The organism is Bradyrhizobium diazoefficiens, assembly GCF_016616885.1.
GTDB lineage: Bacteria > Pseudomonadota > Alphaproteobacteria > Rhizobiales > Xanthobacteraceae > Bradyrhizobium > Bradyrhizobium diazoefficiens_F.
The window spans coordinates 619,731-642,179 of record NZ_CP067102.1; the positions used below are offsets into that span (position 1 = coordinate 619,731).

The 22,449-nt window shown below is 64.8% G+C and carries 20 protein-coding genes; 8 read left to right on the forward strand and 12 right to left on the reverse strand.

Annotated features, from left to right (window positions below):
* Positions 1-12: 12 nt before the first annotated feature.
* The 4 genes from JJC00_RS02900 to JJC00_RS02915 form a co-directional block, all read right to left on the reverse strand.
* Entirely contained in the window at positions 13-2,115 is a 2,103-nt protein-coding gene (locus JJC00_RS02900; RefSeq protein WP_200471262.1) for a S9 family peptidase, read from the reverse strand.
* Positions 2,116-2,235: 120 nt separating this feature from the next.
* Entirely contained in the window at positions 2,236-3,423 is a 1,188-nt protein-coding gene (locus JJC00_RS02905; RefSeq protein ID WP_200471263.1) for a pyridoxal-phosphate-dependent aminotransferase family protein, read from the reverse strand.
* A gap of 105 nt (positions 3,424-3,528) precedes the next feature.
* Positions 3,529-4,269: a thermonuclease family protein gene (locus JJC00_RS02910; RefSeq protein ID WP_200473961.1), complete on the reverse strand. Its 741-nt coding sequence runs from the start codon at positions 4,267-4,269 to the stop codon at positions 3,529-3,531.
* Positions 4,270-4,452: 183 nt separating this feature from the next.
* Positions 4,453-6,183 carry a hypothetical protein gene (locus JJC00_RS02915; protein ID WP_200471264.1) on the reverse strand — a complete coding sequence of 577 codons (1,731 nt, stop codon included), beginning with the start codon at positions 6,181-6,183 and terminating at the stop codon, positions 4,453-4,455.
* A gap of 412 nt (positions 6,184-6,595) precedes the next feature.
* Between JJC00_RS02915 and JJC00_RS02920 the strand changes: the two genes are divergently transcribed.
* The gene (locus tag JJC00_RS02920) at positions 6,596-7,450 is read left to right on the forward strand and encodes a caspase family protein (protein ID WP_200471265.1); all 855 of its coding nucleotides are present in this window, start codon (positions 6,596-6,598) and stop codon (positions 7,448-7,450) included.
* A 117-nt stretch (positions 7,451-7,567) separates the two neighbouring features.
* On the opposite strand, the gene JJC00_RS02925 is transcribed toward JJC00_RS02920, so the two are convergent.
* From JJC00_RS02925 to JJC00_RS02935, 3 genes are all read right to left on the reverse strand, one after another.
* Positions 7,568-8,452, reverse strand: a complete 885-nt coding sequence (locus JJC00_RS02925; RefSeq protein ID WP_200471266.1) for an efflux RND transporter periplasmic adaptor subunit — start codon at positions 8,450-8,452, stop codon at positions 7,568-7,570.
* A 210-nt stretch (positions 8,453-8,662) separates the two neighbouring features.
* Positions 8,663-9,778 (reverse strand): lactonase family protein, encoded by a 1,116-nt coding sequence (locus JJC00_RS02930; RefSeq protein WP_200471267.1) that lies wholly within the window; start codon positions 9,776-9,778, stop codon positions 8,663-8,665.
* A 177-nt stretch (positions 9,779-9,955) separates the two neighbouring features.
* On the reverse strand, positions 9,956-10,093 hold the full coding sequence (locus JJC00_RS02935) for a hypothetical protein (RefSeq protein ID WP_200297610.1): 138 nt from the start codon (positions 10,091-10,093) through the stop codon (positions 9,956-9,958).
* A 309-nt stretch (positions 10,094-10,402) separates the two neighbouring features.
* Here JJC00_RS02935 and JJC00_RS38545 point away from each other — a divergent pair, with 309 nt between their 5' ends.
* Both JJC00_RS38545 and JJC00_RS02940 read left to right on the forward strand, forming a co-directional pair.
* Positions 10,403-10,525: a hypothetical protein gene (locus JJC00_RS38545; protein WP_283048043.1), complete on the forward strand. Its 123-nt coding sequence runs from the start codon at positions 10,403-10,405 to the stop codon at positions 10,523-10,525.
* Between the two features lie 153 nt (positions 10,526-10,678).
* Complete coding sequence (locus JJC00_RS02940; RefSeq protein WP_200471268.1) at positions 10,679-12,778, forward strand: methyl-accepting chemotaxis protein; 2,100 nt, start codon at positions 10,679-10,681, stop codon at positions 12,776-12,778.
* Between the two features lie 285 nt (positions 12,779-13,063).
* Here JJC00_RS02940 and JJC00_RS02945 read toward each other — a convergent pair whose 3' ends face one another.
* Positions 13,064-13,945, reverse strand: coding sequence for an SDR family oxidoreductase (locus tag JJC00_RS02945; RefSeq protein ID WP_200471269.1), 882 nt, complete (start codon positions 13,943-13,945; stop codon positions 13,064-13,066).
* Positions 13,946-14,049: 104 nt separating this feature from the next.
* On the opposite strand from JJC00_RS02945, the gene JJC00_RS02950 reads away from it, so the two are divergent.
* Positions 14,050-14,940 carry a LysR family transcriptional regulator gene (locus JJC00_RS02950; protein ID WP_200471270.1) on the forward strand — a complete coding sequence of 297 codons (891 nt, stop codon included), beginning with the start codon at positions 14,050-14,052 and terminating at the stop codon, positions 14,938-14,940.
* Between the two features lie 19 nt (positions 14,941-14,959).
* Here JJC00_RS02950 and JJC00_RS02955 read toward each other — a convergent pair whose 3' ends face one another.
* The 4 genes from JJC00_RS02955 to JJC00_RS37760 all read right to left on the reverse strand — a co-directional run bounded on the left by JJC00_RS02955 (position 14,960) and on the right by JJC00_RS37760 (position 18,967).
* A complete protein-coding gene (locus JJC00_RS02955; RefSeq protein ID WP_200471271.1) occupies positions 14,960-15,220 on the reverse strand; it encodes a hypothetical protein in 261 nt (86 codons plus the stop codon).
* Positions 15,221-15,364: 144 nt separating this feature from the next.
* Positions 15,365-18,028 carry a bifunctional diguanylate cyclase/phosphodiesterase gene (locus tag JJC00_RS02960; protein WP_200471272.1) on the reverse strand — a complete coding sequence of 888 codons (2,664 nt, stop codon included), beginning with the start codon at positions 18,026-18,028 and terminating at the stop codon, positions 15,365-15,367.
* A gap of 146 nt (positions 18,029-18,174) precedes the next feature.
* Positions 18,175-18,675 (reverse strand): hypothetical protein, encoded by a 501-nt coding sequence (locus JJC00_RS37755; protein WP_246774072.1) that lies wholly within the window; start codon positions 18,673-18,675, stop codon positions 18,175-18,177.
* Between the two features lie 7 nt (positions 18,676-18,682).
* Complete coding sequence (locus JJC00_RS37760) at positions 18,683-18,967, reverse strand: hypothetical protein (RefSeq protein WP_246774073.1); 285 nt, start codon at positions 18,965-18,967, stop codon at positions 18,683-18,685.
* Between the two features lie 148 nt (positions 18,968-19,115).
* On the opposite strand from JJC00_RS37760, the gene JJC00_RS02970 reads away from it, so the two are divergent.
* The 4 genes from JJC00_RS02970 (at position 19,116) to JJC00_RS02985 (ending at position 22,391) form a co-directional block, all read left to right on the forward strand.
* Positions 19,116-20,132, forward strand: coding sequence for a LysM peptidoglycan-binding domain-containing protein (locus JJC00_RS02970; RefSeq protein WP_200471273.1), 1,017 nt, complete (start codon positions 19,116-19,118; stop codon positions 20,130-20,132).
* A gap of 185 nt (positions 20,133-20,317) precedes the next feature.
* The gene (locus JJC00_RS02975) at positions 20,318-21,601 is read left to right on the forward strand and encodes a Spy/CpxP family protein refolding chaperone (RefSeq protein ID WP_200473962.1); all 1,284 of its coding nucleotides are present in this window, start codon (positions 20,318-20,320) and stop codon (positions 21,599-21,601) included.
* Positions 21,602-21,759: 158 nt separating this feature from the next.
* Positions 21,760-21,990, forward strand: a complete 231-nt coding sequence (locus tag JJC00_RS02980) for an AbrB/MazE/SpoVT family DNA-binding domain-containing protein (protein ID WP_200471274.1) — start codon at positions 21,760-21,762, stop codon at positions 21,988-21,990.
* Positions 21,987-22,391 carry a PIN domain-containing protein gene (locus tag JJC00_RS02985; protein WP_200471275.1) on the forward strand — a complete coding sequence of 135 codons (405 nt, stop codon included), beginning with the start codon at positions 21,987-21,989 and terminating at the stop codon, positions 22,389-22,391. The genes JJC00_RS02980 and JJC00_RS02985 overlap by 4 nt, the downstream gene beginning before the upstream one ends.
* Positions 22,392-22,449 lie beyond the last annotated feature (58 nt).

Genomic DNA, 22,449 nt, shown 5'->3' on the forward strand with positions numbered 1-22,449 from the left:
AGAGGGAGAAGATTACGCCTCCGCCATCCCGGCCGCCCATAGCGCAAACGCATAGACGATCGCGATTTCATCGAGCCGGTCAAAGCGTCCCGAGGCGCCGCCGTGGCCGGCGCCCATGTTGGTGCGGAGCAGGACCGGACCGCCGCCCGTCATGGTCGCGCGCAGGCGGGCGATCCATTTGGCGGGCTCCCAATAAGTCACGCGCGGATCGGTCAAGCCGCCCATCGCCAGGATTGCCGGATAGTCCTTGGCCGCGACATTGTCGTAGGGCGAGTACGACAGGATGGTGCGAAAATCCTTTTCGCTCTCGATTGGGTTGCCCCATTCCGGCCATTCCGGTGGCGTCAGCGGCAGCGTGTCGTCGAGCATGGTGTTGAGCACGTCGACGAACGGCACTTCGGCGACGATGCCGGCGAACAATTCGCCGGCACGGTTTGCGACCGCGCCCATCAGCATGCCGCCGGCCGAGCCGCCATGGCCGACGATACGCTTGCGGCTCGTGTATTTCGCATCGATCAGCGCGCGGGCGCTGGCCGCAAAATCGTCGAACGAATTGGTCTTCTTCTCGCGCTTGCCGTCGAGATACCAGCCCCAGCCCTTGTCGGAGCCGCCGCGGATATGGGCGATGGCGTAGACGAAGCCGCGGTCGACCAGCGACAGGCGGTTGGCGTTGAACGAGGCCGGCATCGCCATGCCGTAGGAGCCATAACCGTAGAGCAACAGCGGCGCCGCGCCGTCCAGCTTCAGTCCGCGGCGATAGAGGATCGACACCGGTACCTCGGCGCCGTCATGGGCTTTCGCCATGATGCGGGTGGTGACGTAATCGGCCGCATTGTGGCCAGACGGAATCTCCTGGCGCTTGCGCAAGGTGCGCGTGCGCTTGGTCATGTCGTAGTCGTAGACTTCCGACGGCGTCGTCATCGACGAATAGGCAAAGCGCAAATTCGTCGTGTCGAATTCGTAGGAGCCCATCGTGTCCAGCGAATACGCGGCCTCGTCGAAGGCGATCGCGTGCTCCTCCCTGGTCGTGAGGTCGCGGATCACGATCGCCGGCAGCGCGTTGGCACGCTCCAGCCGCACCAGATGGCCGGCATAGAGATCGAGGTCGATGATGTAGATGCCGGGACGATAGGGGATCAGGTCGCGCCAGTTCTTGCGCTCGGGCTGGCTCAGCGGCGCGGTGACGATCTTGAAGTCGATGGCATCATCGGCATTGGTAAGGATGAAGAGCTCGTCGCCGCGATCGGCGAGCGAATATTGCACGCCCTCCTCGCGCGCCGCGACGAGACGCGGCGGCGCTTCCGGATGGGTCAGATCGATCAGCCGCTGCTCGGAGGTTTCGTGGTCGCCGCCGGCGATCACGCAGAAACGGCCGCTGGTGCTCTCATGCAGATGGGTGAACCAGCCGGAATCCTGCTCCTCGTAGACCAGCGTGTCGTCGGCCTGTTTGGTGCCGAGCTTGTGCCGCCACACCTGCATCGGCCGGTGATTGTCGTCGAGCTTCACATAGAAGAACGACTTCGCATCCTTGCTCCAGACCACGCCGCCGTCGGTCTCCTCGACGACGTCGTCGACGTCTTTGCCACTCGCCCAGTCGCGCACGCGGATCGTAAAATATTCCGACCCCTTGGTGTCGGCGCTCCAGGCCTGCAGCTTGTGATCGTCCGAGTGCCGGCTGCCGCCGAACTTGAAATATTTGTGGTCCTTGGCGAGCGCATCGCCGTCGAGCACGATATGGCCCTCGCCGCCGTCGCGGGGCATGCGGCCGAACAGCTCGTGCTGGCCGCCCTCGCGGAATTTGCGGAAGTACGCGAACGGTCCGTCCGGCGACGGCACGCTGGAATCGTCCTCCTTGATGCGGCCGCGCATCTCGCGCACCAGCATTTTCTGCAGGCTCGCGGTGTGGCCGAGCAGGCTCTCGGTGTAGCCGTTCTCTTCATCCAGATATTTGCGGATGTCGGGATCGAGCACCTTTGGATCGCGCAGCACCTCCTGCCATTTCGCGTCCTTCAGCCAGGCATAGTCGTCGGTCACGGTGATGCCGTGATGGCCAAAGGAATGCGGCCGGCGCGGAGCGACGGGAGCGGTCGGGGTCGTGCTGGCGGATTTGGGCAAATCGATCCTCGGGGAAGAGATGTGTCTCGTCCCTATATCAGATCGAATGTGGGGGATTTAAAGAAGGCCGCTTGCGCCGGCGGTTGGCTCCCTCTCCCCGCACGCGGGGAGAGGCGAAGCTTACACCGCCACCTGCTCACCCAGATATGCGACCGCCGCCTCCAGCCCGCCCTTGCCATGTGGGATCTTCAGCGCGTTCAATCCGACCTCGATGACCCCGAGCGTGCCGAGCAGCATCGGCGCATTGACATGGCCCATATGGGCGATGCGGAAGGCTTGGCCCGAGAGGTCGCCGATGCCGGTGCCGAGCACGACGCCGCACTTTTCCTTGCAATAGCGCTGCAGCACCGCGGGATCATGGCCGGTGGTCATGGTCACCGTGGTCACGGTGTTGGAGCGCTCGTGGGGTTCGGCAACGTTGAAGCCGAGCACCTGGCCCTCCGTCCAAGCGCCGACCGCACGCCGGGCGGCTTCGGCGAGCAGCGCGTGGCGGCGGAACGCGTTCTCCAGGCCTTCCTCGTGAATAAGGTCGATCGCCTGGCGCAGCGCGAACAACAGATGCACCGGGGCGGTGCCGGCATATTTGCGATAGTTCTCGGTGCCCTCGCGCTCGCTCCAGCTCCAATAGGGCGTCGCCATGTTGGCGCGCCTGTGCGCGTCCTGCGCGCGTGCGCTGGCCGACACGAAGCCAAGACCGGGCGGTGTCATCAGGCCCTTCTGCGAGCCCGACATCGCGACGTCGACACCCCATTTGTCCATCTCGAACGGCATGCAGCCGAGCGAGGCGACGGTATCGACCATGTACAGCGCGGGATGGTCGGCCGCCTTGATGGCCTTGCCGATCGCCTCGATGTCGTTCTGCACGCCCGAGGCCGTATCGATCTGGACGACGACCACGGCCTTGATCTTGTGCTCGGTGTCGCGGCGCAGCCGCTCCTCGACCTCGTGCGGCCGCACCGCGCGGCGCCAGTCGCCTTTGAGCACCTCGACCTCGGCGCCCATCAGCGCCGCCGCATTGCCCCAGCCGATCGCAAACCGTCCGCTCTCCAGCACCAGCACCTTGTCGCCGCGCGACAGCACGTTGCTCAGCGCGGCTTCCCAGGCACCGTGGCCGTTGGCGATGTAGATGTAGGACTTGCCCTTGGTCGCAAACAGATTCGAGATGTCGCGGAGCAGGCTTTCAGTCAGGTCGAGCATCTCCTTGGAGTAGATGTCGATCGCCGGACGATGCATTGCCTGCAGCACAGCGTCGGGTATCGTGGTGGGCCCGGGGATGGCCAGAAATTCCCGGCCCGCGCGAACGGTCATTGCTATCTTCCTTGTGTCGTGAAGATTGTCTGGTGGGTCGCTGATTCATAGTCTTACGCGGCGGGGCGGCCCGAGAAAAGCACGTAAAACGCACGCCAGATGCGCCTATCGCTTGGTCTCGCGGCAGCCGGCGGCCTCGGCCTCCTCGACCGAACAGAACCAGCGGGTGCCCTTGCTGATCTTCATCTTGATCTGGGTGTACCAGCGGCTGGTCGGGGTGTGGTAAATGCATTCGCCGGCGGTGTTGACGTTGCCCTTGATGGTACAGTCCGGCGACGGCGCGACCGGCCCCGAGGCCGAGGCGAGCAGCACCGAATGCGCCCCTTCGGGCGGCTTGGTCGCGCCCAGGATCGCCGTCTTCTTGTTGCGCACGCGCCAGTCCCAGGGGGCGATGAAGGCGCCCTGCCACATCCCGGCTTTTGCCTCACGCGCGGCAGCCTCGTCGGCATCGTAATCGTGGGACATGCGGGTGTAGGCCAGCGCCCAGCCGTTGCGCACCAGCCATTTCTGGATGTCCTCGCCGCCGACCTCGCAGTGCGCCACGGTGCGGCCGCGCCGGTCGATCGCGCGGGCATGGCACACCCAGCTCTTGCCCTCGGTGTATTTGGCGAGCTCGTCACGCGCCGCAGCGCCGCAGGTCCAGCGCTCGGCCTTGGTGTTGAGGCAGAGCTGGTCGGCGGAGGGCGCGTCGATGCCGCCAAGCCGGATCCGCGTGCTGCCGATCAGGACGGAATCGCCATCGCGGACCTTGGCGATGCCGGTGACGTCGGCCGCCTGCGCCAGCGATGGCAAGCCGAGCAAGGGTAAGCCGAGCAAAGACAGCACAATCAGGAGTTTTCGCAACATGCCGGTCCGCATTGTCGTCCGCATTGCCTTATCTGCATTGACTTGGGAACACCTTGATAAGCCGCGCAATTGTGGTCGGCTTTGGGCCGCGCGGCCAGCTTATGCCTAACGGATAGGCTTTCAACTTCCCGTCATTACCGGGCGAGCGGCGAGTGGGGAGCGGCGAATAGTGCGCGCACTGCACTATTCGCCATTCACAATTCGCCTGCGCGCCACCGCCAGCCCCATCAACACAAACGCCGACGTCACCTCCGGGCCGCCGACCAGAATCCGCGTCGGGGTCTTCATCTTGTTCCATTCATAGGCGCGGAATGGGCCGCGGCGGCCGCCCTCACCGATGGCATCGACGATCACGTTGAGCGCGGGTGCAAAGGCGCGCGGGTCGGCGCCGAGATGACCGAGCGCAATCAGCGCCAGCGCGGCGTCGAACACGTTCATCTCGGCGGCCATCAGCTCGCCCTTGACGTAGGCGAGCACGCGATGACGGATGAAGTCGAAATCGCCGTCGGGATCGACCGCGGCCTGGGCTGCCAGCGGCAACGCCAGGAAGGCCGCGTAGCAGCGGCCGAAATAGGCGCTGTAGAGCTCCGGCAGATAATAGATGTGCGAGCGCGGATTGGCGAAGGCGCCGCTTGCCGCCAAGCGCTTCTGGAAGCCGATGATCCGGTGCACGGTCGCAAGCCGCGCCGGCGTCTCCAGAATCTTCCAACGCGCCAGGTTGCGAAAGCTCACCTCGAGAATGTCGAGATTGAGCGTCGGATCGAGATCGTTGCCGTAGGGCCGTTCGCCTTTGAGGTTGTCGATCCAGGTCGCAACGCCGCCCTCGTAATCGATATTGTCGTTGATCGGGACCGTCACGCGCGGCTCGTTGACGCCGGCATGCACCTGGTAGCCCGCGTAGAAATCCAGCAGCGGCTGGTCGATGATCGGATCGGTGCAGCCGGCCTGCGTCGCCGCGGAAATCGAGCACGCCGTGGTGTCGCAATCCGGCACATAGACGCCGAAGCCGAGGTCCTGCTTGATCTGCGCAAAATAGTGGGAGAAGCGCGGATGCGGCGGGGGTGCGAGCGCGGTGATGACGTTGAAGCGCTGACCGCCGATGCCCTCGGCCTCCTCGCGGCTGATGTTGACACAGAAATCGACCATGTCGGCGATCGCGCGCTCGGCTGCGGTCTTGTCTGCCGGCGAGGCGAGCCCGGTCTCGACATAGCTGAGCAATGCTTCGATGAAGAACGCGTCGTAATAGGCCGAGCGGTGTCGGATCTGCACCGGCTCCCACATCGGCTCGGCAATCCCGCGCCAGGGCGGATTGACCACGGCGCGGGCCTCCGAGCGCGCGATGAAGACGCGGGCGAGGTTGAACAGCAGCGACGAATTCTTGTAGCCGCGCGCATTCAGCCCGGTGAGCGCCATGATCAGCTCGCGCCCGCGCAAGTCTGGATCGCCGATCAGGTTGAACGCGGCATAGGTTGGCAGGAAACCGTTCTTGCGATACGAGCCGAGCAGATGCTGCGCGCAATCGCGGATCGCGCCGTCGATTTGTGTTTGCTCCGGCATGGCGCCGGCGAACATGGCCGGCGGTGGCCTGGGATGGTCGAGCTTGATGGTGTCGACCAGTTCGGCGATGGGTTGGCCGACCGCCGCCCAGTCGGGCTCGGCATCGTCGCGGGCGCGGACCAAAGCCTCGCGCAGCCGGGCGAGCCTGGCCTCGTCACGCAGCTCGCTCAAGCCGGCCCGGCGCAGCAGCACCCGCAACGCCGGATTGCCGAGCGCGGTCTTGTAGAATTTGGCCAGATGCGGATCGCCGCTGGAAGGACCTGACAATACGGGATCGCAGACGTCATAAAGGGACGGGCCGTCTTTCCGCGCCGTCAGCGCCCGGCACGCGGCACCTGCAAAATAATGAAAGCTCATGAAATACCTGGTGGCGGGGGACTTTCGCGGGGGCCAGGCGGCGACCTGGCCCCCGCAAGTCTTTGAAAAAGCTACCCGGATTCGCGGCAAATACAAATGTGACTGACGTCACGGAAAAATCCGGCACAAGGGCTGCATGATCGACCCCCGGAAGGCTACGGGGGAGCCAAAGAATGGAGGAATGAGGGCTGTATAATTAACCAATATATTCAGTGGCTTAGATCGAATTTAGAGCGATCTATTGCCGAGCCGGAGATATCCGGTTAAGGGTTTGTTTGGTGCGGTGCCGCAAATTGCGCGCAATTCGGGGGCACTCCCCCGGCCAATCCCTCAAACCTAAAGACGCCATCGCGCTACTCAAACAGTGTGCGCGCGCTTGGCCGGTCTTTGGCACTGACAGGAATGAACCGAGATGAATGTACGGCAGCTCGACATTTCCCGACGCTCGATTGCGCTCGCCGCAGCCCTCATCGGCACGGTGTCGCTGGTGATCGGCGCCCATGCTGCCCTCAACATGCGCGCGCTCGACGCCGCCAAGGCCGTCACGACCGACCAGGTCACGGGCTCGGTGGGCCAGACCTCACGTCTCGCGCTCGTCATCGGGAATGGTCATTATCCCGACGCCAGCGCCCCGCTGACGCAGTCGATCAACGACGCGCGCGCGCTATCCTCGACGCTGCGCAAGAACGGTTTTGACGTCGACATGGTGGAAGACGCGAGCAAGGACGACATGGTCCGCGCCGTCAACCGCCTCAAGTCCCGCATCAAGCACGACACCGTCGTCATGCTGTTCTTCGGCGGCTACGGCGTGCAAGCCGGCCGCGAGAGCTACATGCTGCCGGTCGATGCCGTGATCTGGAAGGAAAGCGACGTCCGCCGCCAGGGCGTCTCGATCGAGGGCGTGCTCAACATGATGAAGGAGCAGGGCGCCAAGGCCAAGCTCGTCGTCGTCGATGCGTCCCGCCGCAATCCCTATGAGCGCCGCTTCCGCTCCTACTCGCACGGTCTCGCGCCGATCGGCACGCCTGACAACGCGCTGATCCTGTCCTCGGCCTCGCCCGGCAAGGTCGTCGACGACGGCAAGGGCGAGCACTCTACGCTGGTCAGCGAGCTCCTCAACAATCTCAATGCGCAGCAGGGTAGCAGCGCCGAAAGCGTCTTCAACAAGACCCGCGTCGCCATCTCCCGCGCCTCCGAAGGCGACCAGGTCCCGACCGTCTCCTCCTCGCTGCTCGAGGACGTCCGCCTCAACGAAGCCGGCGGCTAGTTTCACGCGACAGCTTCGTAGGGTGGGTTAGCGCAGCGTAACCCACCACGTCTGCATCCGCGGAAACTAAAAAAGGTGGGTTACGCCTTCGGCTAACCCACCCTACGACACCGTCTGCTACTTCGCCGCTTCGCTCGCCATCACCGGACGCACGGGATCGCCTTCGCGCAAGAGCGCACCGGCGCGGGCGACGACGATATCGCCTTCGCTGAGGCCGTCGCGGACCTCGATATTGCCGCCCGACATCAAGCCGGTCTCGACGCGCTTGGTCTCGACGCGATTGCGGCGGATCACCTGCACCACGGTGCCTGCGGATGAATATTGCACCGACGTCAGCGGCACCGCGACGTTGCAGCTCTGCCCGGTCTTGATCAGCGCGCGCCCGCTCGCATTCAGCAGCAGCCGCTTCTGCGAGGAGATGCCGATATAGACCATGCCCTGCTGGATGTTCGGCTCGACGGTCGGACCGATGCGACGCACCTTGCCATCGAGATCGCCGGCACCGGCAATCCGCACGGTGGCCGGCTGATTGACCGCAAGCTTCCTGACATCGTTGGTCGCGACCAGGCCGACGAGGTCGTATTCGCTGCGCGCCACGATGGTGAACAGCGCCTCGCCCTTGGCCGAGGCGGGCGCACCGATCTGCGCGGTCGAGGTGGCAATGACGCCGGCGACGGGGGCGGTGACCTGCAGCGTGCCGCCTTCGGGCAGCGCCAGCCGCGCCATGACCTGGCCGGCTGTCGTGGTGTCGCCGGCTTCGGCCAGCACCTCGGTCACCTTCAGCCCCGGACGTTCGGGTCGCACCGAGGTCTCCTCGCGCGCGACGATCGAGCCGGTGGCCTCGACGATGTCGGAGAAGCAGGATTTTGCCGCCTTCAGCACCGTGACCGCCGGCCCCTTGGGCGCGTCGTCATCGGCCGCGAGCACGGGCTGGGACAGCAACAGCAGTCCGCTCAGGGCGATGAGAGACTTGGAAAAGGAACGCGCAGGCAATGAACGCATCGGTCATTCCGGTTGGTCGCAAGGCTTCATCGATAAGGCTTCGATGGATAGCAGAAGCGGCAACAGCGGGCCATGGGCTGACCGCATGAGAAATGCCGCAGCGCAGGCGGCGCGATGCCGCCTGTTGATTTAGTCTTTCGGACCGGAGCTAAGGTTCGCCGTCTTTCACCCTCCCCTGGGGGGCCTCCAGGGGAGGGTAAGAGGAAGCCTTCACTGCAGCTTCAAAAACTCCACCCAGTTCGGCTTCTTGCCGGTGGCGTAGGATTTCAGCTTGCTGAGCGCACCGCTGGTCTGGTCGATGGCGTAGACCGTCATGCCGTCGGACAGCTCGCCGACCGCGGCGAGGTAGCGGCCGGTCGGATCGATGTTGAAGCCGCGCGGCTGCTTCTCGGTCGGCACGCTGCCGACTGTGGTCAGCTTGCCGCTGGTCGCATCGACCTTGTAGGCGGTGAGCGTGTTGGTGGTGCGCTCGGAGGCGTAGAGGAAGCGGCCATCCGGGGTAATGTGGATGTCGGCGGCCCAAGGTTTGCCGTTGAAGCCTTCCGGCAGCGCGGTGGTGCGCTGGATCTCGCCCCAGGCCCCGCTCTTGGCTTCATAGCTGTACGCCGCGACGTCGCCGTTCAGCTCGTGGATGAGATAGACGAACTTGCCGTTGGGATGGAACACGAAGTGCCGCGGCCCGGATTTCTCCGGCGTCTTGATCGAAGGCGGATCGCTCGGCGTCAGCGTGGCGGCGGCGGCGTCGAACGCAAAGCTCAGCACCTGGTCGGAGCCGAGATTGGTCGCGAAGACAAAACGGTTGTCGGGTGAGGGCAGGAAGGCGTGTGCGTTCAGCCCGGTCGGGATCACCTGCTTCGGCTCGGCGACGACGCCGTTGGCTTGAAGCGGATTCAGCGCGACCTTGTTGCCGCCATAGGAGGCGCTGAACAGCACCTTGCCGCCGCGGTCGATAGCGATGTTGGCCATGCTGTCGGCGAGCGGTCCGTTGCCGATATGGCTGAGGAGGCCGGTCTTGGGGTCGATCGCAAAGCTCACCGCGAGGAACGGCTGCGAGCGGACGCCTGCGATCAGCACGCGATGATCGGGCGTGATCGCGAGTGGCGTCGAGGCGCCGGCCTTTTCGACGCCGGTGAACGCGGCGGTCTGCACCGGCATCATCTCGCCGCTTTCGGCGATCTTGAACACGCTGATGTCGTTGGAGTCGGCATTGCCGACATAGGCGAAGGTTTCGGCCATGCCGGCACGGACTCCGGAAACGAGGGCAAGACAGGTGAAGAGGGTGGCGGCAATCGCAGCGCGGGATGCGGTGCGTGTCGGTCTGATCATGGGCGTCCTCCTGCCGGTATGGCGTTGTCGTTTTGCGCCAGAGGATAGCCGCTCGTGTTCCGTTGCACCAAATTCCAATGGGGATTGATTGATACCGAAATTGTATCGATTGGACCAAAGCGTTTTCGAGCGAAGGGGATGCCGGTTCGCGTCAAGAAAACGCGTCAAAACAAGAATCTACCTCACCGACGCCGTCAGGTCGCGCGAGGGCAGATGCGGGCCGGCCGGATGGTCGGGCGGACCAAGCACGGTCCACACGGCGACGGCCAGCAAAGCCGAGGTCAGGATGGTCCAGGCGACCAGTTGTTTGCGCATCAGGCCAGATCCGTCCGCCGAAGGTTCGGCCATCGTGCACTGCAAACGGCGACGACCCTATGAACTCGTTCACAGGGACCTTCGGTATGGCAATGTCGTGGCAAAGCGCCACACTGGTTAAACCGATCGCAAGGTCTCGCTGACAAACTCAGGAGACGTTTGCACTTTGCCTGCTCAAGCCGCAGGCACCCGGGCCGCATGATCGCGTGGGAACGGCAGCCGCGGCCCGCCGTTACCTCGGTCTCGCGGGCGGAGGACGCCGAAAACCGAGGCTGGCAGAACGGAGGCTGGCAAAACGGAGGCTGGAAAGTGTTTTGGATTTATTGGGACACCGCCTGGTCGCTCATCATCAGCGGCATCATGTTCACCACCATCGTCACCCATCCGGACGCCGAGTTCGTCGAGATCCAGGCCGCTAGACGGGCGAAATGAGCCGCGCGACCTGAGGTAGCTAAACCTCCCCAGCTCCAAATTGGGCCTGGTTCGCGTGTGCCCGCGGGCGTGGGCGCATGTGGTGAACCAAATCTTAGGGGCGGGCCGGTAGTTTTCTGCATCTTTTTCTGATTCAGAGATCCGGCGCTCCCTATGGCATTGTTCGGCAATCCCTCCATTCGTTCGGTTCTCGGCGCCATCATCGGCGTCCTCGGCCTGTTCCTGGTCGGGCAGCTCTCGACCGGGCTGTTTGGCGCCATCGAGCGCAACAGCGCCGCGCAGAAGGTCGAGCGCTTCGCCAGCACCGACCAGCAGCTGTTTGCGACCTTGCTCGGCTTCCGGCTCGAGCGCGGCACCTTCCTCTCGGCGCTGGTCGCGGACGCCCCGGCCAACGCCAATGCCGACGACCGCATCGCCACCAACAGGGGATTGTCGGAAGCCGCTTACAAGAACGTGCTCGAACGTCTCGCGGGCGTGAGCGACACCCGTCTGGCCGCCGCCACCAGCAAGTTGGTCGCGATCCACGATGCGCTCGTGCCGATGCGGTCCAAGGCGGAAAGTGCCATCCATCAAGCCAAGGCGCAGCGTGACCCCAAGGTCGGCGACGAATTCCGCAAGGCCGCGCAGGATTATCTCGACGCCATCCTGGCGCTGACCGGTGAGCTCGAGAACGCGCTCAAGCTCACCGACCCCGTGGTCGATCATGTCCTCGGCGTGAAGCAATCGGCCTGGTCCGCGCGCAATTTCGGTGGTCTGGTCGCCATCCGTCTCGAAGCCGCGGCTGCAGCGGGCAAGCCCTGGAGCGCCGCCGACATGGTCGGCGCTGCCGAAGATACCGGCCGTTCCAAGCAGGCCTGGAGCCAGGTGCTGGATGTCGCCGGCCGTCCTGATGCGCCGGCAAGTCTCACCGACGTGATCGCGCGCTCGAAGCAGGGCGAGGCCGCCGCCATGACCGAGCGCCAGCAGGGCTTCATCAAGGCGCTGAGCAACAACCAGACCATCGACATCAAGGTCGAGGATCTCTCCAAGCTCAACACCGCGATCCTCAACTACAGCGTCGAGGCCGGCCAGGTCGCGCTGGCCGAAATGGTCTCCCGTGCCGGTCGGCAGATGACGGCGGCGACATGGAGCCTCGCGCTCCACGGCGGGATGATGCTGGTCGCGCTCGCCATTACATTGTTCGGCTTCATCCTGGTGAACCGCCGCGTCAGCGCGCCGATCCGCAAGCTGACGCAGGCGATGCGATCGCTTGCCGAGCGCAACTATGCGATCGAGCTCGCGGGCATCGAGCGCGGCGACGAGATCGGGGAAATGTCGCGTGCGGTGTCCGTGTTCAGGGAGAACATGATCACGGGCGATCGCCTCGCCGAGGAGCAGTCGGCGGAGCAGGGCCGGAAAGAGCGGCGCCAGCTTGCCGTCGATGGCCTTATCGAACAGTTCGAGAAGACCGTCACGGAATCGCTGCACACGTTGGCCTCGGCTTCCGGCGAGCTCAACGCTACCGCGCAGTCGATGTCGTCGACCGCCGAGCAGGGCTCGTCCAAGGCGGCTTCGGTCGCGAGCTTGTCCGGCGATGCCTCCTCCAATGTGCAGACGGTTGCGGCGGCCACGGAAGAGCTCTCGGCCTCGATCAGCGAGATCAGCCGTCAGGTCGCGGAATCCTCCAGCATTGCGGGTGCCGCCGCCGGCGAAGCCGACCGCACCAACGCCGAGGTGCAGGCGCTGGCTGATGCCGCCCAGCGCATCGGCGACGTCGTCGCGCTCATCACCGGCATTGCCGAGCAGACCAATCTGCTCGCGCTCAACGCCACCATCGAGGCGGCGCGCGCGGGCGAAGCCGGCCGTGGCTTTGCGGTGGTCGCTTCCGAAGTGAAGAACCTCGCCACGCAGACCGCGAAGGCGACCGAAGAAATCACCGGTCAGGTCGCCGCGATCCAGGGCGCGACCAAGTCGTCGGTGACCGCAATCCAGTCGATCGGCACCACCATCCAGCGCGTCAACGAGATCGCGGCGGCGATCGCGGCCGCCGTCGAGGAGCAGGGCGCCGCAACGCGCGAGATCGCGCGCAACGTGCAGCAGGCCTCGCAAGGCACCAACGAAGTCTCGCGGCACATTTCGGGCGTGTCGCAGGCTGCAGGTCAGACCGGTGCAGCCGCCGGTGAAGTGCTGGATTCCGCCAAGATGCTGGCGCGCCTGTCGGACGATCTCAAGCGCGACGTCGACCGCTTCGTGGGCGATCTCAGGGCGGCGTGATTGAAGTCGGTAGGTTGGGTTAGCCCCGCGAATTGCGCGAAGCGCGATTCGCTAGGCGTAACCCACCGCTGGCTCTATCCGCAGAAACAGAAGTGGTGGGTTACGCCCCGTGGACTGCGCTGCGCGCGCCACGGTGCTAACCCACCCTACGAAGCTGACGAAACCACTGCAGCATCGCGGGCTTTGATGTGGACATGCCAAGCCGCCGCCGTTCGATCCGGACGTCGCGTCGCGGCGACGTCCGGGAGCGATTCAAAGCGGCGTGGGTTCGGACTGCCGTTACTGTCAGACCGGCTTCGCGGCACTCGCCGCGATCCGGGTCGCGAAGCTACGGTAGGAGTGCAGCGGACGTCCCAGCATCTTGGTCAGACGCGCAACGTCGCCATCCTCAGGGATCATTCCGTCGCTGACAAAACGCTCGACCATGAGCCGCATTTCGTAGGCCATCCACTTCGGCATGAAACCCGCGAGATTCTGCTCGAAGCCGGTGGGATCATCGCCGCCATAGGCGATCGGGCGACCCAGGACGTCCGACCAGATCGCGGCCACGTCCGGACCGGTCAGCGTGTCGGGGCCGACCAGATTGATGGTTTCGATCGGCAGCTTGCCCGGAGCCTGCTCCCGCCGGATCAACTCGATCGCCGCGATCTCGGCGATGTCGAGGGTATCGACCATGGCGACACCCTTGCTGCCGATAGGCATCGGGTAGACGCCGTGGTTGAGGATGACCTCCTTGATCGTGAGATCATTGTCGATGAAGTAGGACGGACGCAGGATCGTGGCGTTGAAGCCCATCTGTTCGATCATCCGCTCGGCGCCGAACTTCACCGCGAAGTGCGGCACGTTCACGAAGCGATCGGCGTTGATCACCGAGAGATAGACGACCCGATCGACGCCCGACTCGCGCGCGATGTTCAAGGTAATGAGCGCCTGGGTGAATTCCTCGCCCGTCACCGCATTGAGCAGGAACAGCGTGTTGACGCCGCTGAACGCGGCGCGCAGCGAGTCGATATCGAGCAGGTCGCCTTTCGCGACCTTCACACCGCTTTGGAAATCCGCCTTTGCGGGATCGCGGGACAGCACGCGTACGTCGGCGCCGCGCTTGACGAGCTGCTGGACGACGTGGCGGCCGACACGGCCGGTGGCGCCGGTAACGAGGATAGTCATGGGGTCACTCCTGTTTGGGGGTTAAGAGACACCCCGCAAAATAGTGATCCATATTCGAGCCGATAGGCGGTATATCTAGACATACTGTCTTGCTGGTGGAACGAATGGACCTGCTTGCTCTCGCCGATTTCAATCTGGTTGCCCGTCACGGCGGTTTTGGACGGGCCGCCCGGGCCACCGGCCGCCCCAAAGCGACGCTGTCCCGCCGGGTCGCTGACCTGGAGAGCAGCCTCGAACTGCGCCTGTTCGAGCGGGGGACGCGCATGCTGAAGCTCACCCAGGAAGGGAGGGCGCTGTATGAGCGGACGGGGACGTTGCTCGCCGAGCTCGAGGAGGCCGCAGCCGCAATCACTTCTGGCGGCGACAGGCCGCGCGGCAGGCTGCGGATCAGCGCTCCGCTCCTGTTCTCGCAAACCGCGATGGGAAAGCTGGCCGCAAAATTCGCGCTGAAATATCCGGAGGTCCGGCTCGAGGTCACGACGGAAGATCGTGCCGTCGACATGATCGAGGAAGGCTATGACCTGGTGATCCGCGTCAATCCGGATCCGGACGAAAGTCTGGTCGGACGAATCTTTCTGCGCGATCGGCTGGTGGTCGTGGCGAGCCCGAGCCTGGGTCGTCCTACCGGCGATCGTGCCGTTTCAGCCGTGGTGCGCGAGACGGGTGATCCGACGACCAGCTGGGATGTGGTCGCGCCGGGTGGAAACCTGCGGATCACGGCCGAACCAGTGCTTTGCCTATCATCGCTGATCATGGTCCGCGATGCGGTCCGAGCCGGCGTCGGCGCCGCTCGGCTTCCGGTGTCGCTCGTGATTCACGACCTGGCGGCCGGCAAGCTCGTGCACTGGGGTGATGTCGATGGACCCGAGATCGCTCTCTGGACGCTCTATCCATCCCGCCGGCTGCTGAGTGCGCGCGTATCCGCCTTCCTCGACTGTCTCAAGGAGGCGTTTCCCTCCGGAACACCCGAAGAGCTTGCCGCCTTCATCGACTGAGCCCAGGAGATCGTCGCACCTATTGCAGAACCTTTGGCATGACGACGACGACATCGACCTGTCGCTTCAGCACACGCGATGCGACGGCGGCGATATAGATCGAATAGCCGTCCTCGATGTCGGAGGCGATCTCCTCGTCCTTGGCGAAGGCGTAGAGCATGGTGCCGTCGAGCTTGTCGAAACGGATGCCCGCAAAGAGGCGATCGAACGTCTCGGCGCCGACGGCACCTGCCATCAGCGCCTGGATCGCCTGGTCCTGAATGAGTGAGAGCTTCATCATGCCGATGAGATATGGAAACGCCGCGCGAATACAAGGTGCAGAAGTTCGAGACGAACGTAACAGCACCTGTCTGAGCGGACGCTGAACGAGCCTCCCGGAATGAGCGCGTTTGGCTGGATGTCCTGATCCGCCTATGCGCGCGGCTTACGCCGCGGCCGCCTGCTTCGACAGCAATTGCTTCAGCTTCGCCGCCGGCACCGCCGGGCTGAACAGCCAGCCCTGCATCTGGCTGCATCCGAGCGCTCGCAGCACGTCGCGCTGGGCCTCGGTCTCGACGCCTTCCGCCGTCGTCGCCATGTGGCGGGCGGCGGCCATGTGCACCACGGCCTGGACGATCGGCGAGGAATCGTCGGACTGGCCGATGTCGCTGATGAAGCTGCGGTCGATCTTGATCTTGTCGAAGGGGAAGCGGTGCAGATAGCTCAGCGATGAATAGCCGGTGCCGAAATCGTCGAGCGCGATGCGCACGCCGAGCTCGCGCAGCTGCTGCAGGATGGTCAGCGCCTCCGCGTCGTCGCGGATCAGCACGGTTTCGGTGATCTCGAGCTCGAGCCGTCCGGGCGCCAGGCCTGACTCGGCCAGCGCGGCTGCGACCTTCAGCGCCAGCGTCTTGGATCGGAACTGCACCGGCGAGACGTTGACCGCGATGTGGATGTCGCCGGGCCAGGTGGCGGCCTCGGTGCAGGCCTGCTTCAGCACCCATTCGCCGATCTCGCCGATCAGGCCGGTGTCTTCCGCGACCGGAATGAAGTCCGCGGGCGAGACCATGCCGCGCTCGGGATGGCGCCAGCGGAGCAGCGCCTCGCAGCCGGTGACGACATTGGCGGACAGATCGACCAGCGGCTGATAGTGCACCTCGAATTCGCCGCGGGCGAGCGCCTGGCGCAAATCGAGCTCGAGCTGGCGGCGCAGCCTGGCCTTGGCGTCGTATTCGCTCACGAAGATGCGGAAAGTGCCGCGTCCCTCCGATTTCGCGGCGTACATCGCCAGATCGGCGCGCTTGAGCAGGTCGTCGAGATTGTCGCCATGGTCGGGCGCGATCGCGATGCCGATGCTGGCATCGGTCGGGATCTCCTGGCCCTTGCAGTCCACCGGCAGGCGCAGCGACGTCAGAATCTGTTCGGCCAGCGTCGCCAGCTCGGCCTGGTCGCAGGTCCCGGCCTTGATGATCGCGAACTCGTCGCCGCCGAGCCGCGCCACCAGATCATTGCCGCTGACGCAGGCGCGCAGGCGGTTGGCGACCTGGCGCAGCAACTCGTCGCCGACCTCGTGCCCGAGCGAATCGTTGACGCCCTTGAACTCGTCGACGTCGATATAGAGGATCGCAAAGGGCTTGCCCTGGCTGAGCTCCGCCACGCGCCGTTCCAGATGCCCGCGCATCAGGACGCGGTTGGGCAGGTCGGTCAGCGCGTCGTAATGCGCCATATGCGCGATGCGCTCGTCGGCGCGGATGCGCTCGGTGACGTCGTCATGCGTGGCAAGCCAGCCGCCGGCCGCGCCGGGCTGGTTCTTGATCTCGATCAGGCGGCCGTCGGAGGTCTCGACGATGGTGCTCTGGATGCGCCCGACGCTGTTCAGGATGTCGTCGCAATAGGAATCGACGTCGCCGTCGAACGAGCCGGTGTCGGCGCGATGCTGGATCACGTCGCGGAAATAGGCGCCGGGTTTCACCACCGCGGTCGAGAGCTTGTACATGTCGATGTAGCGGCGGTTGCAGACGATGAGCCGCTCGTCCTGGTCGAACATGAGCAGGCCCTGCGTCATCGTGTTCATCGCGGTGTCGAGCCGCTGCTTCTCGAGCGAGACGCGGTGCGTGACCTGGCGGAAGATCAGGAACAGCGTGAGCACGAGCAGGCCGATCGACAGCACAGCGACAGTGACGAAGAACTTGGTTTGCGTGCGCCAGGTTGCGAGCGTCGCGTCCAGCGATTTGGTGGCAACCACGACCAGCGGTTCGCCGGTCAGCATGCGCGAAGAAACGATGCGGTCCTTGCCGTCGATCGGGCTGGTGAGCTCGGTCGTGACGAAGCTGCGCTCGAACACGGCCTTCTGCTCGGGCGAGCCGGTGCGGTAGTTTTGCCCGATCATGGCGTCGACATGCGGAACGCGCGCCAGCAGCTGGCCGTTCCGGTGGTGCATCGCGATCGAGGATTCTTCGCCAAGTCCGGTCGAGGCAAAGAAGGATTCAAGCTGCTCCGGCGTAATGGCCCGCGACACCAGGCCGAGGAATTCGCCATGCGGGCCCGACACGCGCCGCGCGAACACGATCGCCGGACCATTGCCGAGCCGGCCGGGCACGACCTCGATCTCCTCCTGCAAGGAAGGATCGTTCTTGAGCCGGTTGAAATAGAAGCGATCGGACACCGAGATATCGGCGACCGGCCAACGCTTCGACGAGTTGATCAGCACGCCGTTGGAATCGAACACGTTGGCGCCGGCAACGTCGGACCAGCCGCTGGCCTTGGTGCGCAGCACCTCGTGCATGGCAAGCGTCGCCATCTCGCTGCGGAACACGTCGGCGGAATCGATGCCATGACCTTCGAGTTCCGCGGTGACGCTCTTCTGGAGTACCGTAAAATCCTCGAACTCGCGGTCGAAATGGCGGGCGAGCAGACGGACAGAGCTTTCCAGGCTGTCGCGGCCGCTCTCGATCGCGTTCTGGCGAAAGCGGTCGACGGTGAGCCCGGTGCCGATGGCCATCGCCGCCATCAACACGAAGCCGCCGACGATCAGCCACGTCAACGGCGCGCCCCGCCATTGGCGAAGCAGCGCGCGCAGTCGCGCGGTCCATCGAATTGATGCGCCCATCCAGCCCTCCCGTGGGATGCAAGATGCACCAAAACCGACAAGACCCCGTTACCAGCGAGGGTTAGGGAAGTATGAATCGGAACAAAATCAGGGAGTTGGCGCGACACCTGAGGGGCACAAAACCGGATGCGGTTCCGGGAGCCGTCTCACTCCCGCTTCACTTCCCATTTCAGCGCTTCGGCATTCTTCTTGGCGAAAATATCAGGCACGTCGAACTTGCCGGTCTGGAGGTCATAGCGGCATCGCCAGCCGCCCAGCCCCTTCATGATGGTGTTTTTCGGGTGCTTGTCGTATTCGCCGCCGAGCCCGATGACGAGGTAGCGGTTGTTGGGCCAGTTCATGCCCAGCTCCTGATAGGCCTCATCCGTGCCCTTCAAGAGATTGGCCGTGATGTGGAAGTCGAGCTTGGCGAAGTGCCTGGTTTCCGGCCGGCTGTAGAAATAAGCCCAGGCGAGATCGCCGAGCGATTTCCTGGTCGCGTTGACGAAGACGCCGTTCTCGACATGATAGAGAAACAGTTCCTGCTCGCCCGAGCCGGTCTTCTGCATCCGCACCAGCCATTGCGAGTTGAGCACCGGCCAGACGGCCGACCCCGCTGGATGAAAATGGGTGATTGCTCCTGACGGAGTCGGCTGGAACTCACCCACTTTCTTCTTAGTCCGCGGTGAAGCGGAAGAAGGCGGCAAAGCCCTGCTCAGGCTTCAGCTCCGTCACCCGATCGCCGTGCCGCGCCCAGACCTGCCATTTGACGCCGAAAAGGTCTTCGCTGTCCTTCATATATTGCTCGAGCCTGGTGGCGCCGTCGGGCGAGGTGAAGGCGAGATCGGCATTGCTGGTGAGGACGAAGCCCGCCGGCGGGCCGGAGGCGGCGAGCGCGGGGGCGGCAGCGAGCGTCAGGGCAAGCGCCAGCCATGGCGCGGCGCGATAAAATGCGGTCACGGTGGAACCCTAAAAAAATTGCCGCAGTGCGGCCTCGCTCATTTGACGCGGAGGGGGCGTGCGGGTTCATCCCTTTGAACGTCTTGCTGCCGTAGCCAAAACGGCGCAATTTGCCGGGGTCGATTTGCGACGTAAGGTTTGAAAACTGATGATCACCGCATCCAAGGCCTTTATCGCATTCTGTCTGCTCGCGGTGGCCGGTACCGTGCTGGTGATCGGCCCGACCGAGCTGCGCCGGCTGCTGCCGGGCGGGGCGAGCACCGGGGTCGCGGTCGCCGCCAAACCTGAGGTCAAGCCTGAGGTGAAGGCTGAGGCCCAAGCCCAAGCCAAGGTCGAATCCAAGACCGAGCCGAAGGCTGACGAACTGTCCGCGTCGCCGGCACCGGCCGATGCGCCGAAGGCGGGCGCCTTGGCCGAGACGGAGAAGCAGGTCACGGCGCTGGCCGATATCGCGCCGCCGACCAAGTCGCAGCCGGCCGTTGCGGATAACGGTCCCCGTTTCGACGTCGCCCGCGTCGACGATCACGGCGAGGCGGCGGTGATCGCGGGCCAGGCCGCACCGGGTTCGAAGGTCGAGCTGATGCGCGATGGCCAGCCGCTCGACAGTGTGGTCGCCGATGCGTCGGGCCAGTTCGTGATGACCCCGCCAAAACTTCCCGCCGGCAGCTACGAGCTGGCGCTGCGCGCCAAGGCGCCCGATGGCACCGTCACGCAATCCAGCCGCACCATGCCGGTGACGATCGCCGAAACCGCGCCGCCGCCCGCGCGCGTCACGGCGGCAGCGAAGCCGGAGGCCAAGTCGCCTGAAAAAACCGACGACAGATCGGACGTCGTCGCGTCGCTGCCGGCGTCGCGTCTGGCCTCGACGTCCGCGGCTCGGCCGAGATTGATGGGCACGCCCAAGCCCAAGGCCATGGCACGGGTGCCGGCGGCGGGTGCAACGGTCGCATCGGCCTCGCCCGCGGAGGTCTTCAACACCGCGCCGGCTGAGGCCGGCGGCAGCCGGGTGATTTCGCGCGGCGACAGCCTCTGGGCGCTGAGCCGTCTCGCTTACGGCGACGGCAACCGCTACGCGGTGATCTTCAACGCCAACCGCGAAAAGATCCACAATCCCAATCTGATCTACCCCGGCCAGACCGTCGTGCTGCCGCAAAGGGCGCGCTGAAGTTCGAACAGCTTGGCTAATCCCCCGGCCGTCATTCCGGGCTCGCGCTAAGAGGCGCGCCCCGGAATGACAGACTGTAAGCGGAACATTTGGTTCCCCGGCGCGTCTTCTCCCTGCGGCGCGATGTGCGCTTGGCGCTGGAGGAGGGCCAGGAAGTGGTCGGCTCAGTGGTCGGCTCGGTGATCATGTCGAGATCCCGCATGGGACCAGCGCTGGCCGGCGCGGTGCTCGCAATCCTGACCGTGCTGTTGCCGAATCGCGCGGAAGCGCAGTTTGGATTGCGCGGCGGACCGCTCGGTGTTGCGCGCTTCGCCGTCGGCCACGTCATCGGCCTGTCGCGGTTGCGCCATGCCCGCATGGCGGTGCGGGGCAGCCGTTATCGCTCCGCTGCGCTGAGGTCGCAGGATCCGCGCCAGAGTCCAAACGCAGCCGAGCGCGGCCAGCCCGCCAACCCCTACGTCATTCGCGCGGCGCTCACAGCGCAGGCCGCACTGTCCGGCTGGCACGGCGGCCGCCGTCCGCAGGGTTGGTGGCGGCATCCCGACGGCAGCTATGGCTGGATCGGTCCCGTGTTCTGGCCGTTCGCCCATGACGATCTCACCACGGCAATCATCCTCGGTGATACGACCAGCCTCTCGCTCTATGGCTATGGCGATATCTATGCGGCGATCTTCGCGCCCTATGCGGCACCGGAGCTCGCTGCCTACACCGCGCCGCAAGGGCGTCGTGCGCGACGCGTGCCGTCGGTGGAGGCGGTCTGTGACGGCAGCGACACCGGCGGGTTGCCGGTCGACCGCATCGCTGCCGCCGTGCAGCCGAACGAGGTGCAGCGCACCGCGCTCGACGAGCTCAGCGCCGCCTGGGCCTCGGCGCGCGATACCATCCGCGCCTCGTGTCCGGCGCAGGCGCCGATGACGGCGCCGGAGCGCCTCGGCGTGATGCAGAGCCGACTCGATGCGATGATCAAGGCCACCGACGCCATCGCGGCGCCGCTGGCAAAATTTGTCGACCTCCTCGATGACAGCCAGAAAGCAAAGCTCGATTCGCTGGCCAACGAACGCCGCGCGGCGCTCGCCTCAGCCCAGCACAAGGACGCGCAGGCGGCTTCGGCCTGCGATCCGAACTACGATCCCCGCTACGATGTGCAGGCGCAGCGTCAATACGAGCAGCTCGTGCAACAGCAATGGCCCGCCGAGGATATTGCCAATACGCTCAAGCTCGACGACACCGGCCGCGCCCGGCTCGACGTGCTCCAGGACACCACGCTGCGCACCATGGAGACGCTCAGTCCCTGCCTGACAAAAGCAGCCGCCACACCGCAAGCCCGCCTCGCCGCCGTGAAGGCACGGCTGCAGACGATGCTGCAGGCGGTGGGCGGCGTCGGCGATGCGCTCGACGATTTCGAGGCGGATCTGAGCGACGAGCAGAAGGCAGGGTTCGAGGCGATCGGACCGAAGCGGGGGATGTGAGCGGAGGGCATGAGCCCTACGCCGAGGATGAGCCTCGCCTAGCGCCCCGGAGGTGTGTTCCCTCCACTCGGAGGTGCCCGGCGGTTCGAAAAACAGGTTGAACGGCCATGATATCCTCACTATGATATACAGATATAATGTATATCATGGAGGTTCCAATGCAGGTCTCCAAATGGGGTAACAGCCTCGCTGTGCGCCTGCCCAAGGCGCTGGTAGAAGCCTTGAAACTCTCGCCCGGCGATGAGCTCGACGTGGTCGAGGCCTCGAAGGGTCGGATCGCGGTCGAGAAGGTTGACAAGCGGGCCGAGTTTCTCAGGCAGGTGGAGCAGTTCCGGTTTCCGCTGCCCGACGGCTACAAGTTCGACCGCGACGAGGCGAATGAGCGGTGAGCGCGTTCTTCGACAGCAATATCCTGATCTATGCCTATTCGACCGACATCCGGCGCCAGCGTGCGCTGACCACGATTGCCGGCGGCGGCGTCATCAGCGCGCAGGTGCTGAACGAATTCACCAATGTGCTGCGCAAGAAGCAGAAGCAGGACTGGTCCATCATCGAGGCGGCGGTACAGTCCATCCGTTTTCGTTTTCCGGATATCGTGCCGCTGACATCAGACACGCACGCCGCGGCGCTCGTGCTCGCTCGGGATCACGGTCTCGCCTTCTATGATGCTCTGATCGTTACCTGCGCGATCGATGCCGGCTGTGACACACTCTATAGCGAGGACATGCAGCACGGCCGCAGCATCGGCGGGCTCGCCATCGTCAATCCATTTCTGGGAAGCGTGCCGTGAGGCCCAAACGCTCGCAATCCTGCTCATCGGCGACAAGGTCAATTTCGACAATATTGTT

Coding starts and splice junctions, on each gene's coding strand:
- JJC00_RS02905 (WP_200471263.1), bottom strand. CDS start 3,423: ATGACCGTTCGCGCGGGCCGGGAATTTCTGGCCATCCCCGGGCCCACC.
- JJC00_RS02950 (WP_200471270.1), top strand. CDS start 14,050: ATGGACCTGCTTGCTCTCGCCGATTTCAATCTGGTTGCCCGTCACGGC.
- JJC00_RS02980 (WP_200471274.1), top strand. CDS start 21,760: ATGCAGGTCTCCAAATGGGGTAACAGCCTCGCTGTGCGCCTGCCCAAG.
- JJC00_RS02960 (WP_200471272.1), bottom strand. CDS start 18,028: ATGGGCGCATCAATTCGATGGACCGCGCGACTGCGCGCGCTGCTTCGC.
- JJC00_RS02935 (WP_200297610.1), bottom strand. CDS start 10,093: ATGCGCAAACAACTGGTCGCCTGGACCATCCTGACCTCGGCTTTGCTG.
- JJC00_RS02910 (WP_200473961.1), bottom strand. CDS start 4,269: ATGTTGCGAAAACTCCTGATTGTGCTGTCTTTGCTCGGCTTACCCTTG.
- JJC00_RS02915 (WP_200471264.1), bottom strand. CDS start 6,183: ATGAGCTTTCATTATTTTGCAGGTGCCGCGTGCCGGGCGCTGACGGCG.
- JJC00_RS02920 (WP_200471265.1), top strand. CDS start 6,596: ATGAATGTACGGCAGCTCGACATTTCCCGACGCTCGATTGCGCTCGCC.
- JJC00_RS02955 (WP_200471271.1), bottom strand. CDS start 15,220: ATGATGAAGCTCTCACTCATTCAGGACCAGGCGATCCAGGCGCTGATG.
- JJC00_RS02925 (WP_200471266.1), bottom strand. CDS start 8,452: ATGCGTTCATTGCCTGCGCGTTCCTTTTCCAAGTCTCTCATCGCCCTG.
- JJC00_RS02930 (WP_200471267.1), bottom strand. CDS start 9,778: ATGATCAGACCGACACGCACCGCATCCCGCGCTGCGATTGCCGCCACC.
- JJC00_RS02940 (WP_200471268.1), top strand. CDS start 10,679: ATGGCATTGTTCGGCAATCCCTCCATTCGTTCGGTTCTCGGCGCCATC.
- JJC00_RS02945 (WP_200471269.1), bottom strand. CDS start 13,945: ATGACTATCCTCGTTACCGGCGCCACCGGCCGTGTCGGCCGCCACGTC.
- JJC00_RS02975 (WP_200473962.1), top strand. CDS start 20,318: ATGTCGAGATCCCGCATGGGACCAGCGCTGGCCGGCGCGGTGCTCGCA.
- JJC00_RS02970 (WP_200471273.1), top strand. CDS start 19,116: ATGATCACCGCATCCAAGGCCTTTATCGCATTCTGTCTGCTCGCGGTG.